Source organism: Kitasatospora sp. NPDC088264 (genome assembly GCF_040685715.1).
In the GTDB taxonomy this organism is placed as follows: Bacteria; Actinomycetota; Actinomycetes; order Streptomycetales; family Streptomycetaceae; genus Kitasatospora.
Genome location: NZ_JBFBIR010000038.1, coordinates 37,847 through 55,293, shown reverse-complemented (window position 1 = coordinate 55,293; position 17,447 = coordinate 37,847). Strand labels below are relative to the sequence as shown.

The following is a 17,447-nucleotide window of genomic DNA, read 5'->3' as shown; positions in this document are numbered from 1 at the left end:
GGAGCCTACGAGAATGAGGTTGACGGAGCGCCGGTCGAACCACTGAGCTGAGGGCCATATGACGACTCCACCCACCGGCCCCGCGCTCGACGCGCTCAACGGCCTTTCGGTAGGCGATGCCTACGGTGCACAGCTCTTCGTCCCGGCCACCGCCGCCGCCCATTTCGCCGCCCGCACCGACCCGCCCGGCCCCTGGCCGTGGACCGACGACACCGAGATGGCGTGCTCGGTGTACGCCGCGCACACCGAACGCGGCACGATCGACACCTTCGACCTCACCCACGCCTTCGCCCGGCGCCACGACTTCGACCGCGGGTACGGTCCGGCCGCCAACCGGATGCTGCGGCTGGTCCGGGAGGGCGGTGACGCGAAGGCCCTGGCGGCCGAACTCTTCGACGGCCAGGGCTCGTACGGCAACGGCGCCGCGATGCGGGTCGCCCCGCTGGGGGCGGCGTACGCCGAGGACCCGGCCGCCTGGCTGGCCGCCCGCGAACCGCTGCCCGGCTGGGCGTTCCCCGAGCCGGGCGGCGTCCGGCCCGCCCCGGAGAGGGAGGGCCGCCTGAAGCCCATGCTGCTGCCCCGCGCCTGCCCGGTGCCGGACGTGGTCTGGACGGACGAGGAGTGGCAGCGGATCCGGGCCGGGCTGCGCCCCCGGGAGATGGAGGACAAGTGGGTGTCCCACACCGCCGAGGGCGTGCTGCGCCTGCACCGCAGCTGGACCGGCTTCGAGATCTGGAGCGTCCGGGTCACCCCGGTGCGCGGCGGCTGGCGGCCCGGGTCGGCGCTGGCCGAGGCGCACCCCGACCGCTTCCGGGGAGCTGCCGATCCGGAGCTCCTCGCACGGGTCCTCGGCCTGGCCGCCAGGGGCTACGGGTGGCGGCCGTAGCCCCCTTCGGACCGTTTCAGGCCGTGATCAGGTGCCCGGGACCGCCGCCGTGTCTAAGGCACTCCTGGTTGATCGCCGGATCCGGGGCGCTGGGCGAGGTGGCGGCGGCGATCCGCAGCTCGATGATGTCCCGCACCGCGGGCCACTCGTCGTCGAGGATCGAGTAGAACGCGGTCGAGCGCACCACCCCGTCGAGCCCGCGCGAGTGGGCCCGGCGGACGCCTTCGGAGGTGGCGCCGAGCCGCTCGATGGCGGTGCGCGAGCGCTGGTTGCGGGCGTCGGCGCGCAGCGAGATCCGCTGCACCCCCCAGGTCTCGAAGGCGTGGCGCAGCATCAGCAGCTTGGCCTCGGTGTTGATGCCGGTGCCCTGGGCACGCGGCGAGAGCCAGGTGTTGCCGATCTCGGCGGCGTCCGGGACGGCCGTGGCCGGGTCGCCGAACGGCACCCCGGGCACCGGTGGCCAGACCATCGGCCCCCGCCAGTAGTCGAGTTCCAGGAATCGGGTGGAGCCGACGACCCGGCCGTCCGCCACGTTCACCGTCGCGAACGGCAGCGACCGGCCCGCGGCCTGGTCGGCGAGGGCGCGCGCGATGTAGTCGCGGGCCGCTTCGAGGCCGTGCGGGACGGGCGTGAAGGCGTAGGTCGTACGGTCCTCGGCGCCGGCCTCGGCGATGGCCGAGGCATGGTGCGCGGCGAGGGGCTCCAGCCGCACGGTGCGGCCGGTGAGGATGACAGGTACGGGCACGGAACCTTCGGTCCTTCATCGGTCGGAGGGTGCCTACCGTGCCGGGGTACGGCTCGGGAGGCAGGGACAGTCGCCCCGGCCCCGGAGCACGCCCGCCGGTACCCGCGCACGCCGGAGAGCCGGTCGGGCGGGGCGGGGGCGGCGGCCCGGAGGCGGGCAGCGCGGTGCCGGAACGGACTCGGGTCCACGGACCGGTCCGGCGGGGATGAGCGAGGGGACAGCGTGCGTCCGCGAGATGGCCGATGAGGAAACGGGAGCGCGAAGGAAACAGGCGGCCAGATGAAGGCAAGATGCGTCGTGTGGGCTGGCCGAGCACCGGTCCGGGACGTGGCCGACGGCGTTACGGGACGACGTGACGACGACGCGACGATGCGAGGCAGCGAGAGGACGATACCCGTCAGAAGGCGGTGCGTCACTTCCCGGCACGCGAATGGCGGTGCGGGCCGCTGCGACCCGCCCCCGGACGGGCCGTTGAACACCCGTGACCAGGGGCTTTCCACCCGGGTGCGATCATGGTCCGGAGCGGTCCGGAGAGGACGCCGGACCCGCCGCCGGGAGGGTCGGGAATTCCGGCGGCGCCCGGCACGCTGGAGAGGACGAGAAGCCGGTACGTCGTGACGAGTAGAGAACGGGGTTGGGTGCGCGGTGCGTGACTTCCAGGCGCTGTACGAGCTGGATCAGCAGGGCGTGGCCGCGGTGGCCGCGGCCACCGCGGAGCTGCGCGACACCGGTGCGGGCCTCGTGCTGCTCCAGCACTTCGAGGGCTTCATGGACGCCGGCGAGGCCGGCGGCCAGGTGGTGGCCCACCTCCTGGAGACGGGCTCGCCGCAGGTGGTGGCCCGTTTCGACCACGACCGCCTGGTCGACTACCGGGCGCGCCGCCCCGCGATGGTCTTCGACCGGGACCAGTGGGCGTCCTACGAGCCGCCGGAGATCCTGCTCCAGCTCGTCCGCGACGGCGCCGGCGCGCCGTTCCTGCTGCTCACCGGCCCCGAGCCGGACGTCGAGTGGGAGCGCTTCGCCGGCGCCGTCCGCGAGCTGGTGGAGCGCTTCGAGGTCCGGCTGGCGGTGGACTTCCACGGCATCCCGATGGGCGTGCCGCACACCCGCCCGGTCGGCCTGACCCCGCACGGCAACCGGCTGGACCTGGCGGCCGGCTACCCGCAGTGGTTCGAGCAGGCGCAGGTCCCGGGCAGCGCCCAGGCGCTGCTGGAGTACCGCCTGGCCGAGGCCGGGCACGACGTGCTGGGCTTCGCCGTGCACGTCCCGCACTACGTGGCACGCTCGGAGTACCCGGCGGCCGCCGTGCTGATCCTGGAGGCGGTGCAGTCCGCCACCGGCCTGGTGTTGCCGGGCACCCGGCTGCGCGAGCGGGTCGGCGAGGTGTACGCCGACATCGAGGAGCAGCTGGCGCACGGGGACGGCGAGTTGCGCTCGGCGATCCGCGGCATGGAGGGCCAGTACGACGCGGTGGCGGGGGCGGAGGGTCGGGAGAGCCTGCTGGCCGAGCCGGTGGACCTGCCGTCGGCGGACGAGCTGGGGCGGCGCTTCGAGCAGTTCCTGGCCGAGCACGAGCGCGGCGCGGAGTAGGTCCGGCGCGGAACAGGTCCGGGCGGGGAGCGGGTCAGGCGCGGAATCGGCCCCGTAGCGGCGGGAACCGGCCGGGTCGGCGGCGGCCGGGAGTCACGGGAGTCATTCGCGGGCCCCGTTCGTTGGTGGTGGCGGCGTCGGGGGACGCGCCGCCGTACGGAGCTGCCCGTGACGCCTATCCCCCGGGGGGATGCCATGCCCACGACCATGTCCAGGACCATCCGCCCGGCCGTCGCCCTGACGGCCGGGCTCGCCGCGCTGCTGCTCGCCGGGTGCACCGCTCCGGACGGCGGGACGGAGGGCTTCGCGGGCGCGCTGCCCGCCAAGAACGCCAAGTCCACGCCGCCGCCGAACGGCCCGTACGTGGCCCTCGGCGACTCGTACACCGCCGGCCTGAAGATCGCCCCGCAGGTGGGCGAGCCGAAGGGCTGCTCCCGCTCGGGGGTCAACTACCCGTCCCTGGTGGCGAAGGGACTCGGGCTGCCGGCAGGCCAGTTCCAGGACGTCAGTTGCAGCGGCGCCCGCACCGGGGATCTGACCGGCGCCCAGGAGACCGACCACGGCACCAACCCGCCCCAGCTGGACGCGCTGACCTCGGCCACCCGCCTGGTGACGGTCGGCATCGGCGGCAACGACGCGGGCTTCATGGAGGTCGTCAAGGAGTGCGCCAAGGAGAACCTGGTGGACGCGGTGAAGGGCATCGTCGGCGCCACCCGCGCCTCCTCGCCCTGCCGCGAGCACTACGCCTCCGGCGGGACGGACGAGGTGCAGCGCAAGGTCGACGCGGCCGGTGAGCAACTCGGCAGGATCCTGCAGGACATCAAGCACCGCTCCCCGCAGGCCCGGGTCTACGTGATCGGGTACCCGACGCTGCTCCCGGCCGACCCGGCGAGCTGCCGGCCGGTGCTGGGCAAGGCGGTCGCGGCCGGGGACCTGGGCTTCCTCTCGGAGAAGGAGCAGCAGCTCAACAGCATGCTCAAGCGGCGGGCGGCGGGCGCGGGCGCGGTGTTCGTGGACGCGGCCGCCCCCTCGGCCGGGCACGACATGTGCGCGGGCGAGGCCACCCGCTGGGTCGAACCGCCCTTCCCGGCCCCGGGCCTGGCGGCGATCCACCCCAACGCCAAGGGGCAGGAGGCGGTGGCCGCCGTCGTCCTCAAGGCCGTCCGCGGCTGAGGCCGGAGGCCGGGGCCGGACCGCAGGCGGCGCCCGGCGGGCCGGGGCGGACATCAGCGCGTACCGCAGGATTCACGCTCCGGCCCACGCCCCTTCGTGCGCGGCACACCCCGGCTGTCGGGGGCGCGGCGTACCGTGAGGGGCATATGGATGACACCGCGCACCGCCTCGCCGCCGCCCCGCTCCCGTACGACCACGCCGCCGAGGCCCGCTGGGTCCCCGAACCGGACAAGCGCCCCGGCCGCACGGCGTTCCAGCGCGACCGCGCCCGGGTGCTGCACTCGGCGGCGCTGCGGCGGCTGGCCGGCACCACCCAGGTGGTTGCCCCGATGCGCAGCGACTTCCCCCGCACCCGGCTCACCCACTCCCTCGAATGCGCCCAGGTGGGGCGGGAGTTGGGCGCCGCCCTGGGCTGCGACCCGGACCTCGTGGAGGCCGGCTGCCTGGCCCACGACATCGGCCACCCGCCGTTCGGCCACACCGGCGAGGAGGCGCTCGACCAGGCCGCCGAGGCCTGCGGCGGCTTCGAGGGCAACGCGCAGTCGCTGCGCATCCTCACCCGGCTCGAACCCAAGCGCTTCGCCCCGGAGGGTGAGCACCCCGCCGCTCGGCTCGCCCCCTGGCCCGGCCGCAGCGTCGGCCTCAACCTGACCCGCGCCGCTCTCGACGCCGCCACCAAGTACCCGTGGACGCGCGGCGCCCACCCCACCGACCCGGCCTCGCCCAAGTACGGCGTCTACGCCGACGACCTGCCGGTGTTCCGCTGGCTGCGGGCCGGCTCCCCGGCCGGGCGCAAGTGCTTCGAGGCCACCGTCATGGACTGGTCCGACGACGTCGCGTACTCGACCCACGACGTCGAGGACGGCCTCCAGGCCGGCCACATCGACCCGGCCGTGCTGCGGGCGCCGAGCGAGCGGGCCGAACTCTTCAAGGTCGCCGAGCGCTACGCCCCGGACGCCGAGCCGGAGGAGCTGGCCGCCGCCCTCGACCGGCTGCTCGCCCAGGACCGGTGGCCCCAGGAGTACGACGGCACGGCCCGCGCCCGGGCCGGGCTGAAGGACCTCACCAGCCAGCTGATCGGCCGCTTCTGCCTGGCCGCCGAGCAGGCCACCCGGGCCCGCTACGGCCCCGGCCGGCTCACCCGGTACACGGCCGAGCTGGTGGTGCCGCGGGGCGTCCGGCTGGAGGTCGCGGTGCTCAAGGCGGTCGCCGTCCGCTTCGTGATGCAGCGCGACGAGCAGGCCCAGCTGCGGGCCCGCCAGCGGATCGTGATCGCCGAGCTGGCGTACGTGCTCACCCAGCGCGCCCCCGAGGGCCTGGACCCGGTGTTCGGCGCGCTCTACCGCGAGGCCGAGGACGACCGGGCCGCCCTGCGCGCGGTCATCGACCAGATCGCCACCCTCACCGACGCCTCCGCCCTCGCCCTGCACGCCAGGCTCGTCGGCGCCGCCTGGGCCTGACCGCCCGCGGCCCCGGCGCCCGGCGTCCGACCGCCCAGGCGCAACCGCCCGGCGTCCGACCGCGCGCGGCGGGCCGGTCCCGGCGCGACCGGACCGCCGGGAAACCCCGGCCACCCCAGTAGACTTCCGGGGTGGCCGGGCGGATCAGGGACGAAGACGTACAAGCGGTGCGCAGCGCACTGCCGATCGACGCCGTGGTCGGCGACTACGTTCAGCTCACCAACGGTGGCGGCGGCGAGTACAAGGGCGTCTGCCCCTTCCACGACGAGAAGTCCGCCTCGTTCTACGTGAACCCCGCCAAGGGCGTCTTCCACTGCTTCGGCTGCCAGGAGAACGGCGACACCATCGCCTTCCTGATGAAGATCGAGCACTTCACCTTCGCCGAGGCCGTCGAGCGGATGGCCGCCCAGGCCGGCATCACCCTGCGCTACGAGGAGGGCGGCTACAGCCCCCGCCACCAGCAGGGCGAGCGGACCCGCCTGGTCGAGGCGCACAAGGTGGCCGCCGCCTACTACCGGGAGCAGCTGGCCTCGGCGGAGGCGGAGATCGGCCGCCGCTTCCTGGCCGAGCGCGGCTTCGACGAGGAGGCCGCGAAGACCTTCGGCGTCGGCTACGCCCCGGTGGGCTGGGAGCACCTGGTCCGCTACCTGCGCGGCAAGGGCTTCACCGACAAGGAGATCCTGCTCGGCGGCCTGGCCTCGCAGGGCCAGCGCGGCGGCCTGATCGACCGCTTCCGGGGCCGGCTGGTCTGGCCGATCCGGGACATCGCGGGCGAGGTGGTCGGCTTCGGCGCCCGCCGCCTGCGCGAGGACGACAACGGCCCGAAGTACCTGAACACCCCCGAGACGCCGATCTACAAGAAGTCGCACGTGCTGTACGGCATCGACCTGGCGAAGAAGGAGATCGCCAAGTCGGGCCGCGCGGTCGTGGTCGAGGGCTACACCGACGTGATGGCCTGCCACCTGGCGGGGGTCACCTCGGCGGTGGCCACCTGCGGTACGGCCTTCGCCGAGGACCACATCAAGATCATCCGTCGGCTGCTGATGGACACCTCGCAGTACCGCGGCGAGACGGTCTTCACCTTCGACGGCGACGCGGCCGGTCAGAAGGCCGCCCTGCGGGCCTTCGAGGACGACCAGAAGTTCGCCGCCAAGACCTCCATCGCGGTCAGCCCGGGCGGCATGGACCCGTGCGAGCTGCGTCTGGCCCAGGGCGACGAGGCGGTCAAGCAGCTGATCGACAACCCCGTCCCGCTGTTCGAGTTCGCGCTGGTCTCGGCGGTGTCCAAGCACCGGGTGGAGACGCCGGAGGGGCGGTCGGCGGCCCTGGAGGAGGCGGCCCCGATCGTCGCCAAGATCAAGGACCGCTCGATCCAGCACGAGTACGCCGTCCGCCTGGCCGGCATGCTCGGCATCCTGGACGAGCCCTTCGTCGTCCGCCGGGTCTCCCAGCTGGCCCGCTGGGACCGCGAGCGCCAGCAGAACCCCCGGGGCGCCGACCGCGGCCGCCGCGTCGAGCCCGCGCCGGTGCGCCCGGCGCAGCCCGCCTTCCGGCTCAACCCGCGCGACCCGGCCCAGTTCGTCGAGCGGGAGCTGCTCAAGCTGGCGCTCCAGCACCCGGACCTGGTCAGCCCGGCCTTCGACCACTACGGCGAGGACGAGTTCCCCACCCTGCCGTACACCGCCGTCCGGCAGGCCATCGCCAAGGCCGGCGGCGCCGCGTACGGGGCGACGCTGCCCGACTTCACCAGCGCGGTGCGCGAGGCGGCCCCGGACGACCAGGTGCGCTCGCTGGTCACCGAGCTGACCGTCGAGCCGGTGCGCTCCCGCCGGAAGGTGGACGCGGTCTACGCCGGGGAGTTCCTGGTCAAGCTGCGCCTGCTGGCGGTGGACCGGCGGATCGCCGAGGTCCGCGGCTACCTCCAGCGGCTCGGCCACCGGGCCGACGCCGAGCAGCAGCACGCGGTGCAGACCGAGCTGTGGCAGCTCCAGCAGTACGGTCAGCAGCTCCGCAGCCAGGGCGCGGCGGGGCTGTAGGAGTGCGGCGGGGCCGTGGAAGCGGCCCAGAAAGTCGGCGCACGAGTCTCGGCCACGGAGTGTGGCGTACCGCACACTGGAGGGCGTCCCACCTCCGTTCAGCGCGGGTCCGCCAGAGTCGCGCCCGCCCCGAGGGATGCCCGTGGACCGAGGCTTCGCCGCGACCGCCAGCCCGACCGCCGCACCGACCTCCAGCCCGACCGCCGCACCGCCCGGCGCGCTGAGTGCCGCACCGCCCGGGGAACGGGAGACGGACCACGGCCGGGCCGGGGCCGCGTCCCCGGACGGCGCCCGAGGCGTGCCGGAGGGCCACCCCGAGGCCCCGGAGACGGACCCCGATGCAGAGGGTCCGGAGCCCGACGCAGAGGACCCGGAGCCCGACGACGGGGACGAGGAGGAGCCCCGCCCGCCGGCCGAGGGCGACGCCGGCCCGGCGCCGGACCTGCTCCGCCAGTACCTGCGCGAGATCGGCCGGGTCCGCCTGCTCACCGCCGCCGAGGAGGTGGAGCTGGCCCGCCGGGTCGAGGTCGGCCTGTTCGCCGAGGAGCGGCTGAACGGTGACCCCCCGCCGCCCGACCCGCTGGCCCGCGAACTGGACACCCTGGTGGTGCGCGGCCGGATCGCCAAACGCCGGCTGATCGAGGCGAACCTGCGGCTGGTGGTGTCCGTCGCCAAACGCTACGTCGGCCGCGGACTGACCCTGCTGGACCTGATCCAGGAGGGCAACCTGGGCCTGATCCGGGCGGTGGAGAAGTTCGACTACGCCCGCGGCTACAAGTTCTCCACGTACGCGACCTGGTGGATCCGGCAGGCGATGAGCCGGGCGCTGGCCGACCAGGCCCGGACGATCCGGGTGCCGGTGCACGTGGTCGAGCTGATCAACCGGGTGATCCGGGTGCAGCGCGCCCTGCTGCAGGAGCGCGGGCTGGAACCGACTCCGGCCGGGATCGCTGCCGCCCTGGAGCTGACCGAGGAACGGGTGCGCGAACTGCTCCGGCTGGCCCAGGAGCCGATCTCGCTGCACACCCCGGTCGGCGAGGAGGACGACGTCGCGCTCGGCGACCTGATCGAGGACGCCGACGCCGCCTCTCCCGCGGAGTCCGCCACCTTCCTGCTGCTGCGCCAGCACCTGGACGCGGTCCTGGCCACCCTGGGCGAGCGGGAGCGCCAGGTCGTCCAGCTCCGCTACGGGCTGGACGACGGCCGCCCGCGCACGCTGGAGGAGATCGGCGCGGTGTTCGGCGTGACCCGGGAGCGGATCCGCCAGATCGAGTCGAAGACGCTGATCAAGCTCCGCGACCACGCCTTCGCCGCGCAGCTGCGCGGGTATCTCGACTGAGCGGCCCACCGGGATCGGCTAGGACCGGCCAGGGGAGGGCTGTGCGCCGGCGGGCTGCGCGGCGGTCGGCTCTGCGGCGGTCGGCTGCGCCGGGGACGGCGGGTCGGTGGCCGCCGCGTCCGGGCCGGTGCCCGGGGGCGGCGAGGCGGGGCCGATCGGGATCGGGGTGGAGGCCACCACGGCGGCCAGGCCGGAGACGGGCGAGGTGCAGACGTGCCCGGCCGGCTGGTACCCGCAGACCTGGAAGGTGACGGCCGGGTCGGCCGCGTCCAGCATCGACGAGTAGTTGTCGTAGCCCCAGTGGATGAGCGCCGTCTCGCTCTGGCCGGAGCCGTCGGTGATGGTCGCGTAGTCGTTCGGCTCACCCTCGGTGATCGCCGCCCAGGCCGCCTGGCAGGTCTGGCTGTACCGGAGGTAGACGACGACCTTGCCGATGACGTCGGTCTGCAGGGTCCGGGCGTCCTTGCCGCAGCCGGTGGCCTTGGGGTCCTTGTGCGCGCAGCCGACGGCCTGGCAGACGGGAGCGCCCGGGACGGGCTTGGCCGCGGTGGCGGTCGGGACGGGTTCGGCGACGGTCTGCGGCTGCTCCTGGTGCCGGGTGGCCCGCAGGCCGACCAGCACCAGCAGGGCCACCAGCAGGGCGGCGCCGGTCAGCAGCGTCGCCGGGCGCCGCCACCACGCCACGGGTGCCGGCACGGTGCCGCCGGGCTCGCCGGGTGCGGCGGTCAGGTCGAGCACGTCGGTCACGTCGGTCACGTCGGAGGCGGTAGGTGCGTCGGAGGCGGCGGGCCCGCCAGTTCGGTCCCTCGGGGGCTGTGCCGCCGGGGCCTGCTCGGGGGCCGCCTGCGCGGCGGGTTCCTCCGGGGCGGCGGGCCCGCCGTCCTCCTCGGGCCCCGCCACGGCCCGCTCCCACAGCGCCCGCAGGGCCGGCCCGTCGCAGTCCACCGCCCCGGTCAGCGCCTCCAGCGCCTGCCCGGTGATGACCCGCTTGCCGTTCAGCCAGCGCTCCCAGGAGGCCCGGCTGTAGTGCGTCCGGGCGGCCAGCTCGGACAGCGAGAGTCCGGCGGCGTCCTTGATGGCCCGGAGCTCCTCGGCCAGGAGCCGGGCGGGTCCGGACAGCTCTTCGGGCAGGTTCTTCCAGGCGGAACCCATGGGGCCTTCCAACGGTGCGAGACGGGAACGGGGGACGGGGAGAGCGGAACGGGCTCCGGCCGGGGCCGTCCGGGTGTCTCCGCTTCTCCAAACCCATCGGTCCGGCGTCCCAAACCCCAGGTCATGGCGCTGAGACGGACGGAAGTGTCTCACAACCCCCGGGAACGCTCGCATGTGCACGTGTCCGTCGTGCACAGTTCTCTGGGTCGGCGCGGTTCGCCGCCCGACGGCGTCGTTCGGACGCGGACCGGTCACCGGTCCCCGCTCCGGCAGCACGTCCCGATTCCCCCACCGGCCGGGGCAGCCTCGCGGGGGGAGGCTGCCCCGGTTCGTCCGGGACGCACGGTGGGGAGGGCGCTTCGCCGCGCCCTTCCCACCGTGATCACGCCCCACCGTGATCACGCCCACTGCGTTCACGTCCCACCGCGTTCACGCCCCGGTGGAGCACACGCCTAGTGGTGGAAGCCCGACCGGGCCGGCACCCCGAGCTCCTTGAGCGGGCCGGGCTGGCGCCGCAGCTCCGGCAGCAGCCGGGAGAGGTCGGCCAGCAGCAGGTCGGCGAGGTCCAGCGAGAAGCCGTTGCGGCAGACCACCCGGAGCACCGACAGGTCCGTCCGGTTCGCGGGGAAGGTGTACGCGGGCACCTGCCAGCCGCGCTCGCGCAGCCGCCGCGAGACGTCGAACACGTCGAACGGCTCGTCGTCGGCGGTGGTGAGGGCGAAGACCGGCAACTGGTCGCCGCGGGTCAGCAGCCGGAAGCCGCCCAACTGCCCGATCGCTTCGGACAGGTGGATGGCGACCTCGCGGCAGGCGCCCTGGACGGCCCGGAAGCCGTCCCGGCCGAGCCGCAGGAAGACGTAGTACTGCGCGACGACCTCGGCGCCGGGGCGGGAGAAGTTGAGCGCGAAGGTCGGCATCTCGCCGCCGAGGTAGTTGACCCGGAAGACCAGTTCCTCCGGCAGCGCCTCCTGGTCGCGCCACAGGGCCCAGCCGACGCCGGGGTAGACCAGGCCGTACTTGTGCCCGGAGCTGTTGATCGAGGCGACCCGGGGGAGCCGGAAGTCCCAGACCACCTGGGGGTCGAGGAAGGGCGCCACCATGCCGCCGGAGGCGCCGTCCACGTGCACCGGGACGTCGAGGCCGGTGCGTTGCTGGAGGTCGTCCAGGGCCGCGCAGATCTCCGCGATCGGCTCGTAGGAGCCGTCGAAGGTGGAACCGAGGATGCCGACCACGCCGATGGTGTCCTCGTCGCACAGCGCGACCGCGTGCTCGGCGTCGAGGTGGAAGCGCTCGCCCTCCATGGGCGCGGTGCGGGCCTCGACCTCCCAGAAGGTGCAGAACTTCTCCCAGCACACCTGCACGTTGACGCCCATCACCAGGTTGGGTCGGGCCCCGGCCGCGTAGCGCTCGGCGTTGCGGCGCATCCAGCGGCGCTTGAGCGCCATGCCGGCCAGCATGCAGGCCTCGCTGGAGCCGGTGGTGGAGCAGCCGACCGCGGCGTCCGGGTCGGGGGCGTGCCAGAGGTCGGCGAGGATCGCCACGCAGCGCCGCTCCAGTTCGGCGGTCTGCGGGTACTCGTCCTTGTCGATCATGTTCTTGTCCAGGCACTCGGTCATCAGCCGGGTGGCCTGCGTCTCCATCGAGGTGGTGACGAAGGTCGCCAGGTTGAGCCGGGCGTTGCCGTCCAGCATCAGCTCGTCGTGGATCAGCTGGTACGCGGTGTCGGCTGCGATGGGCCCCTCGCCGAGCCGGTGCAGCGGCGGTGCCAGCTTCATCGAGCCCAGCGGGTCGGCGGCGCCCACGAGCGGACCGATGCTCAGCCGGCGGTCGTTGCCGGCCCCCTTGTGCAGCGCCATGGAGTCCTGCCGCCCTTCGAGCCGGTGGCCGTGTCCCGTCCCACGCTGCCACCGGCCGCCGGGTGACGCATCTTCACCGGCCGGGGCCGGGGGGGCGCCGCCGTCCCCGGCCGGCGAGGCCGCCGCAGCCGGGGTCAGGCCGCCGTCTCCGGGTGGATCTGTTCGCGGGCGGCGCGGTACTGCTGGCGCACCGCCGAGCCGATCGCCAGGTCCTGCTCCCCGTCCGGCTCGACGGTCTCGGCGTCCGGCAGCTCCCACTCCGGCGGCTCCGGGGTGCCGGCCAGTGCCCAGGCGGCCTGCCGGGCGGCCCCGCGGGCGGCGTGGGCGCCCGGCGGCGGCACCACGACCGGGACGCCGAACAGGGGCGGGGCGATGTGCCGGACGGCGGGCAGCCGCCCGGCCGCGCCGAGCAGGAACACCCGCCGCACCGCGACACCCTGGGCGCGCAGCACGTCGAGGGCGTCCGCGATGTTGCACAGCATGCCCTCGACGGCGGCCCGGGCCAGGTGCTGCGGTGTCATCGACTCGGCCCGCAGGCCGGTCAGGGTGCCGGCCGCGTGCGGGAGGGCAGGCGTCCGCTCGCCGTCCAGGTAGGGGAGGAGCACCAGCCCGTACGCGCCGGGGGAGGAGTGCAGGGCGAGGTCGCTCAGGCCGTCCAGGTCCCGGCCGAGCATGGCGGCGGTGGCGCGGAGCACCTGGGCGGCGTTGAGGGTGGCGACCATCGGGAGGTGGCGGCCGGCGGCGTCGGCGAAGGAGGAGATCAGCCCGGTGGCGTCCACCACGGCCTGGTCGTGCACGGCGAAGATCGTTCCGGCGCTGCCGAGCGAGACCACCGCGTCGCCGGGGCGCAGCCCGAGGCCGAGCGCGGCGGCCATGTTGTCGCCGGTGCCGGCCGAGATCAGCAGGCCCTCGGGGGTGTGCCCGGCGGGTTCGGCGGGGTCGAGCACCTCGGGCAGCCGCAGCTCGTGGCCGAGCGCCAGCTCGACCAGGTCCTGCCGGTACTCGCCGGTGATCGGGGACCAGTAGCCGGTGCCGGAGGCGTCGCCCCGGTCGGTGGTGCGGCGCCTGGGGTGGCCGAGGAGCTGCCAGACCAGCCAGTCGTGCGGGAGCAGCACCTCGGCCACCCGGCGGGCGTTGGCCGGCTCGAACTCGGCCAGCCAGCGCAGCTTGGCGATGGTGTAGGTCGGGCTGGGGACGGCGCCGATCGCGGCGGTCCAGGCGGCCGGGCCGCCGAGCGCGTCCAGCAGCTTGGCGGCGGCGCCGCCGGAGCGCGGGTCGTTCCAGAGGATCGCCGGCCGGACCAGCACGCCGCCCGCGTCCAGGCCGATCATGCCGTGCTGCTGCGCGCTGACGCCGATGGCCCGGACGCCCTCCAGCAGGCCGCCGGCGGCGGCGTCGCCGAGCGAGTGCAGCCACAGCTGCGGGTCGGCCTCGCCGGGGCGGGTGTCCGGGTCCTCGGGGACGGGGTGCGGCGCCTTGCCGGAGCGCAGGACGGCGCCGGTGTCGGCGTCGCACGCGACGATCCGGGTGCGGTTGGTCGAGCTGTCTATCCCCGCGACGATGGCCATGCCGAGATCATGCCTCAGCCCGGCCCTGGACGCGTCCGGGCCGGGTGAGGTGTTGCCCGTTCGGGACTCGACGCAGGGCCCTGGTACACCCTGGCGTCACCGTCCCGTCACGGGCGGAAGGTACCCCAGCCGTCGTCCTCGGCCCGGGAGCGGTTGAAGTACGGCACCCGGTCGGTGACGGCGTTCGGCAGCCGGTCGCCGACCTTGTCCGCGACGGCGCCGGCGGCCTTCCCGGCGACCGCGCCGGCCTGCTGCCTGGCTCGGTCGGCGGCGCCCTGCACCGTGGGGTTCTGGGCGATCTGCCGGGTGACCTTCGTGATCTGGTCGTAGCGCCGGCGCCCGGCCCGGGAGCCCAGGACGTAGCCGGCCGCGAACCCCGCGGCCAACGACAGCTTCCACATGATCGGATCCACCCTCTCCTGGCGGCCTTCTGCCGCATTGCCCTACCCGTCCGTCGGGACGGCGAACCGTCCGTGCCCCCCAGCATCCCCGGGGGCCGTGCCGGGCGCGCGCCGGGCACGCCGGGTGGGAGGCCGCGCGGGAGCCCCGGGGGCGGTCCGGCGAAAGCGATTGGCGGACCACCCCCCCGAGTGCGCTAATGTATGTCCCGCAGCGAGCGCCGAGGAGCCCGGGGAACCGGGGGCCGAGGCGGAAGCCGATCCCCCATAGCTCAATTGGCAGAGCAGCCGACTGTTAATCGGCAGGTTATTGGTTCGAGTCCAATTGGGGGAGCTCGGGAGAGGTCTTGCAAGAGCCCTCCTCCCGTCCGTGGTACGGCAGTTCGGTACCGCGATCCCGCATAGCTCAATTGGCAGAGCAGCCGGCTGTTAACCGGCAGGTTTTTGGTTCGAGTCCAAATGCGGGAGCTTCATCGGGTCCGCCCGGTGACTGCTCAGAGCGAAGGCCCCTCGGATGACCGGGGGGCCTTCGTGTTGCCTTCGTCACCTCGCGATGGCCGGGCGGCTCGGGCGGCCGCCTCCGGAGCCCGGACGGCCGCCTCCCGGGTCCGGGTGGCCGCCGCCCGGGTTCAGGCGGTCGCCTCCCGGTAGAGCGCGGAGACCCGCCGGTCGAAGGTGACGCTGTAGGAGGTGCCGGCCGTCTCGCCGCCCTCCTGGTAGCCACCGATCACGCCCACGACCGCGCCGCTGTCCGTCACCCACGGGCTGCCGCTGGTGCCGTCGGTGTAGCCGTCGCAGTCGAAGCGCTCCTGGGTCGGGCTCTGCGAGCGGGTCCTGGCCGCGCAGGTGATCGGCTCGTCGCGCTCGTTCGGGTAGCCGGTCACCGAGACGGCGAGCCCGAAGCCCTGGCCGGTGGCGATCGGGTTGCCGCCGACGGCGTCCTCGACCTGCTTGCCGCCGACCGTGCCCACGGTGACGAAGGCCACGTCGTACTCGGGGTCGTCGTCGTCCGCCCAGCGCGGGTCGACGGTGATCGACTTCACCGGCCAACTGCCGTACGGGATGAAGCCGTTGCGGTAGCCGGGGGTGAACACCAGGCCGTCCAGCAGGCCGATCCGGCGGTTCTGCACGCAGTGCGCGGCGGTGACCAGCAGGTTGTGCCTGGGGCTGCGGACGACGCTCGCCGTGCAGGCCCGGGGGCCCTGCGCGGTGCGGACCGAGAGGGTGCCGATCCGGTCGCGGGTGCTGCTCTGCTGCGCGACCTCGGCGGCGGGCGCCTGGTCCTGCTCGCCCCCGTCGCACGCGGTTCCGGCGGCGAGCAGCAGGGCCGCCAGCGCGACCGTCCGTGCGGCGCGCGGGGGCCGTGCCGGGCGGGGGGCCATCGGGGCTCCGTCTCGTTCCTCGGGGCGGGCACCGGGTCCGTGCGTTCCGCCGTTCGAGAGGAAGATCTATCAGGCCGTGCCCGGCGGCGCCACCGCCGCCCCTCCGGTCAGCCGGTGGCCCGGTCGTAGAGCGCCTGGACGCGGTCGCCGAAGTAGCTGCTGTACGAGGTGTCCGGGCTGTCGCCGCCCTGCTGGTAGCCGCCGATCACGCCGACCACGGTGCCGGTCCTGGTGCTCGGGTCGAAGTCGGTCACCCAGGGGCTGCCGCTCGTGCCGCCGGTGTAGTCGGGGCAGTCGATCCGCAGCTGGGTGGAGCTCTGCTCGGTGGTGTTGTTGGCGCAGGTGATCGGGACGTCGCTGGTGCCGGGGTAGCCGGTGATCCGCACGGGCAGCTGGTAGCCGAGGCCGACGCCCAGCTTGTTGGCGCCGAGCACCTGCTGCACCTGCTGCCCGTTCTGGGCCTGGACGACGGCGAAGGCGACGTCCACGTCCGGGTCGGCGTGGTCCTTCCAGTCGTCGTCGACGGTGACGGCGATCAGCGGCCAGACGCCGCTGGGGGTGTCGCCGTTACGGTAGCCGGGGACGAAGACGAGGTCGCTGCGCTGGCCGAGTTGGGGGTCCCAGACGCAGTGCGCGGCGGTGACGATGAGGTTGAGCCCGGCGCTGTCGACGACGCTGGCTGTGCAGAAGTGGTCGCCGTCCGCGTTGCGGGTGAAGACGGCGCCGACCAGGCCGTTGAGCACGGTGGGCCTGGCGGTGCGGGTGACTCCGGTGTGCCTGGAGACGGCGCCCCTGAGCCGTTGTCGGCTCCAGCCGTGGCCGCCGCCGGAGGCCGAGGCGGATCCGGAGGGACGGGCGGAGCGGGTGGCCGGAGCCGAGCTGACCGTCGGCGCGCCCCCGCCGGGCCCGGCCGAGGTGGTGCAGCCCGCCGCGGCCAGCAGCACCGCGAGCGCCCCGGCCGCGGCTCCCGTCCCACGTGTCGTCATCCGTCCAGGCTGCCCGTGCGGCCGTCCGGGCGCCACCCGAACTGCGCAATCAGGACAGGCGCACGCCTGTGCGCACCCGTGCGCGCCCCCGGCGCGCACCACGGGTGATCGACCGGCTATGCTGCGCGGGACGTCCTTTCGGGGCCGTCTGCTGCTGCCGTGGTCGACGACCGGCGCACGCGGCGAACCGGGGCGGTAGCTCAGCCGGTTAGAGCAGGGGACTCATAATCCCTTGGTCGTGGGTTCGAGTCCCACCCGCCCCACCTCGAACAGCCGTCAGGGCATGAGTAAAAATGACGCCCTGACCTGGCGAAACGTGCAGGACTTCGATCGGAACTGTAGGGCATGAGGCGCCCCGCCGGTCTGGCGCCGCGCCGAGATTCACCCGCCAGTGGACATGGCGAGGGTTCGCCCCCCCGGGCTGTCGGCAGCGTCCCGACCGAGTGGTGCCGTCCGTCCACCGAGCGCGGCCAGGCCGCGCCGTTGCCCGCCTGCGGAGGGGGCCGTGATGGGTGGGCGCGATCAGGACCGTCTTGAGTTTCCGTCAGGGAAGTCGACTGGCTCCAGGCCCGGGTGTGAACTCTCAAGTGAACCTCGAATCCGTGGAATTCCTTTATCAATGAGCGCCATCCTGAAATCTGGCAGTATGTCTGGTTCTTCGATCCGAGAGGGCTTCCGACCAGCGGATCTCAGTCGGGCGAGGGTGGTTCGACTATTGCCCGAAAGTCGCCCGTCGGTCATAGATTCAAGCGGAATCTTTACGTCCGAACCGGCAGTCCGGAGTTCCTCCCGCAGGGGCGGGGGTTGCCCATCCGGCGCGTGATAGGGTCCTGAATTCATGACCCGGCGCATACCAGGCCGGGTCGGCTTGGGGGG

Annotated in this window: 13 protein-coding genes and 3 tRNA genes; 9 read left to right on the top strand and 7 right to left on the bottom strand. The window is 74.1% G+C overall.

Going from position 1 to position 17,447, the window contains the following annotated elements:
* The first annotated feature begins 58 nt into the window (after positions 1 to 58).
* The gene (locus AB0O82_RS25810) at positions 59 to 886 is read left to right on the top strand and encodes an ADP-ribosylglycohydrolase family protein (RefSeq protein WP_363586329.1); all 828 of its coding nucleotides are present in this window, start codon (positions 59 to 61) and stop codon (positions 884 to 886) included.
* A 16-nt stretch (positions 887 to 902) separates the two neighbouring features.
* On the opposite strand, the gene AB0O82_RS25805 is transcribed toward AB0O82_RS25810, so the two are convergent.
* Positions 903 to 1,631: a GNAT family protein gene (locus AB0O82_RS25805; RefSeq protein WP_363586328.1), complete on the bottom strand. Its 729-nt coding sequence runs from the start codon at positions 1,629 to 1,631 to the stop codon at positions 903 to 905.
* A 645-nt stretch (positions 1,632 to 2,276) separates the two neighbouring features.
* Here AB0O82_RS25805 and AB0O82_RS25800 point away from each other — a divergent pair.
* From AB0O82_RS25800 to AB0O82_RS25780, 5 genes are all read left to right on the top strand, one after another.
* Positions 2,277 to 3,221: a PAC2 family protein gene (locus tag AB0O82_RS25800; protein WP_363586327.1), complete on the top strand. Its 945-nt coding sequence runs from the start codon at positions 2,277 to 2,279 to the stop codon at positions 3,219 to 3,221.
* Positions 3,222 to 3,428: 207 nt separating this feature from the next.
* A complete protein-coding gene (locus AB0O82_RS25795; protein WP_363586326.1) occupies positions 3,429 to 4,394 on the top strand; it encodes an SGNH/GDSL hydrolase family protein in 966 nt (321 codons plus the stop codon).
* 146 nt (positions 4,395 to 4,540) lie between these two features.
* Positions 4,541 to 5,854, top strand: a complete 1,314-nt coding sequence (locus tag AB0O82_RS25790) for a deoxyguanosinetriphosphate triphosphohydrolase (protein WP_363586325.1) — start codon at positions 4,541 to 4,543, stop codon at positions 5,852 to 5,854.
* A gap of 131 nt (positions 5,855 to 5,985) precedes the next feature.
* Positions 5,986 to 7,890: a DNA primase gene (gene dnaG / locus AB0O82_RS25785; RefSeq protein ID WP_350878164.1), complete on the top strand. Its 1,905-nt coding sequence runs from the start codon at positions 5,986 to 5,988 to the stop codon at positions 7,888 to 7,890.
* A gap of 298 nt (positions 7,891 to 8,188) precedes the next feature.
* Complete coding sequence (locus AB0O82_RS25780; protein ID WP_363586348.1) at positions 8,189 to 9,229, top strand: RNA polymerase sigma factor; 1,041 nt, start codon at positions 8,189 to 8,191, stop codon at positions 9,227 to 9,229.
* A gap of 18 nt (positions 9,230 to 9,247) precedes the next feature.
* On the opposite strand, the gene AB0O82_RS25775 is transcribed toward AB0O82_RS25780, so the two are convergent.
* The 4 genes from AB0O82_RS25775 to AB0O82_RS25760 all read right to left on the bottom strand — a co-directional run bounded on the left by AB0O82_RS25775 (position 9,248) and on the right by AB0O82_RS25760 (position 14,218).
* A complete protein-coding gene (locus tag AB0O82_RS25775) occupies positions 9,248 to 10,381 on the bottom strand; it encodes a DUF2690 domain-containing protein (RefSeq protein ID WP_363586324.1) in 1,134 nt (377 codons plus the stop codon).
* A gap of 452 nt (positions 10,382 to 10,833) precedes the next feature.
* A complete protein-coding gene (locus AB0O82_RS25770) occupies positions 10,834 to 12,237 on the bottom strand; it encodes a glutamate decarboxylase (protein WP_363586323.1) in 1,404 nt (467 codons plus the stop codon).
* Positions 12,238 to 12,371: 134 nt separating this feature from the next.
* The gene (locus AB0O82_RS25765; protein WP_363586322.1) at positions 12,372 to 13,805 is read right to left on the bottom strand and encodes an FGGY family carbohydrate kinase; all 1,434 of its coding nucleotides are present in this window, start codon (positions 13,803 to 13,805) and stop codon (positions 12,372 to 12,374) included.
* A gap of 107 nt (positions 13,806 to 13,912) precedes the next feature.
* Positions 13,913 to 14,218: a hypothetical protein gene (locus AB0O82_RS25760; protein WP_350878155.1), complete on the bottom strand. Its 306-nt coding sequence runs from the start codon at positions 14,216 to 14,218 to the stop codon at positions 13,913 to 13,915.
* A 246-nt stretch (positions 14,219 to 14,464) separates the two neighbouring features.
* On the opposite strand from AB0O82_RS25760, the gene AB0O82_RS25755 reads away from it, so the two are divergent.
* Positions 14,465 to 14,537: transfer RNA gene (locus AB0O82_RS25755), tRNA-Asn, on the top strand.
* Between the two features lie 61 nt (positions 14,538 to 14,598).
* Positions 14,599 to 14,671: transfer RNA gene (locus AB0O82_RS25750), tRNA-Asn, on the top strand.
* 161 nt (positions 14,672 to 14,832) lie between these two features.
* On the opposite strand, the gene AB0O82_RS25745 is transcribed toward AB0O82_RS25750, so the two are convergent.
* A complete protein-coding gene (locus AB0O82_RS25745; protein ID WP_363586321.1) occupies positions 14,833 to 15,585 on the bottom strand; it encodes a trypsin-like peptidase domain-containing protein in 753 nt (250 codons plus the stop codon).
* Positions 15,586 to 15,692: 107 nt separating this feature from the next.
* Complete coding sequence (locus AB0O82_RS25740) at positions 15,693 to 16,571, bottom strand: hypothetical protein (RefSeq protein ID WP_363586320.1); 879 nt, start codon at positions 16,569 to 16,571, stop codon at positions 15,693 to 15,695.
* A 189-nt stretch (positions 16,572 to 16,760) separates the two neighbouring features.
* Between AB0O82_RS25740 and AB0O82_RS25735 the strand changes: the two genes are divergently transcribed.
* Positions 16,761 to 16,834, top strand: a tRNA-Ile gene (locus AB0O82_RS25735).
* Positions 16,835 to 17,447 lie beyond the last annotated feature (613 nt).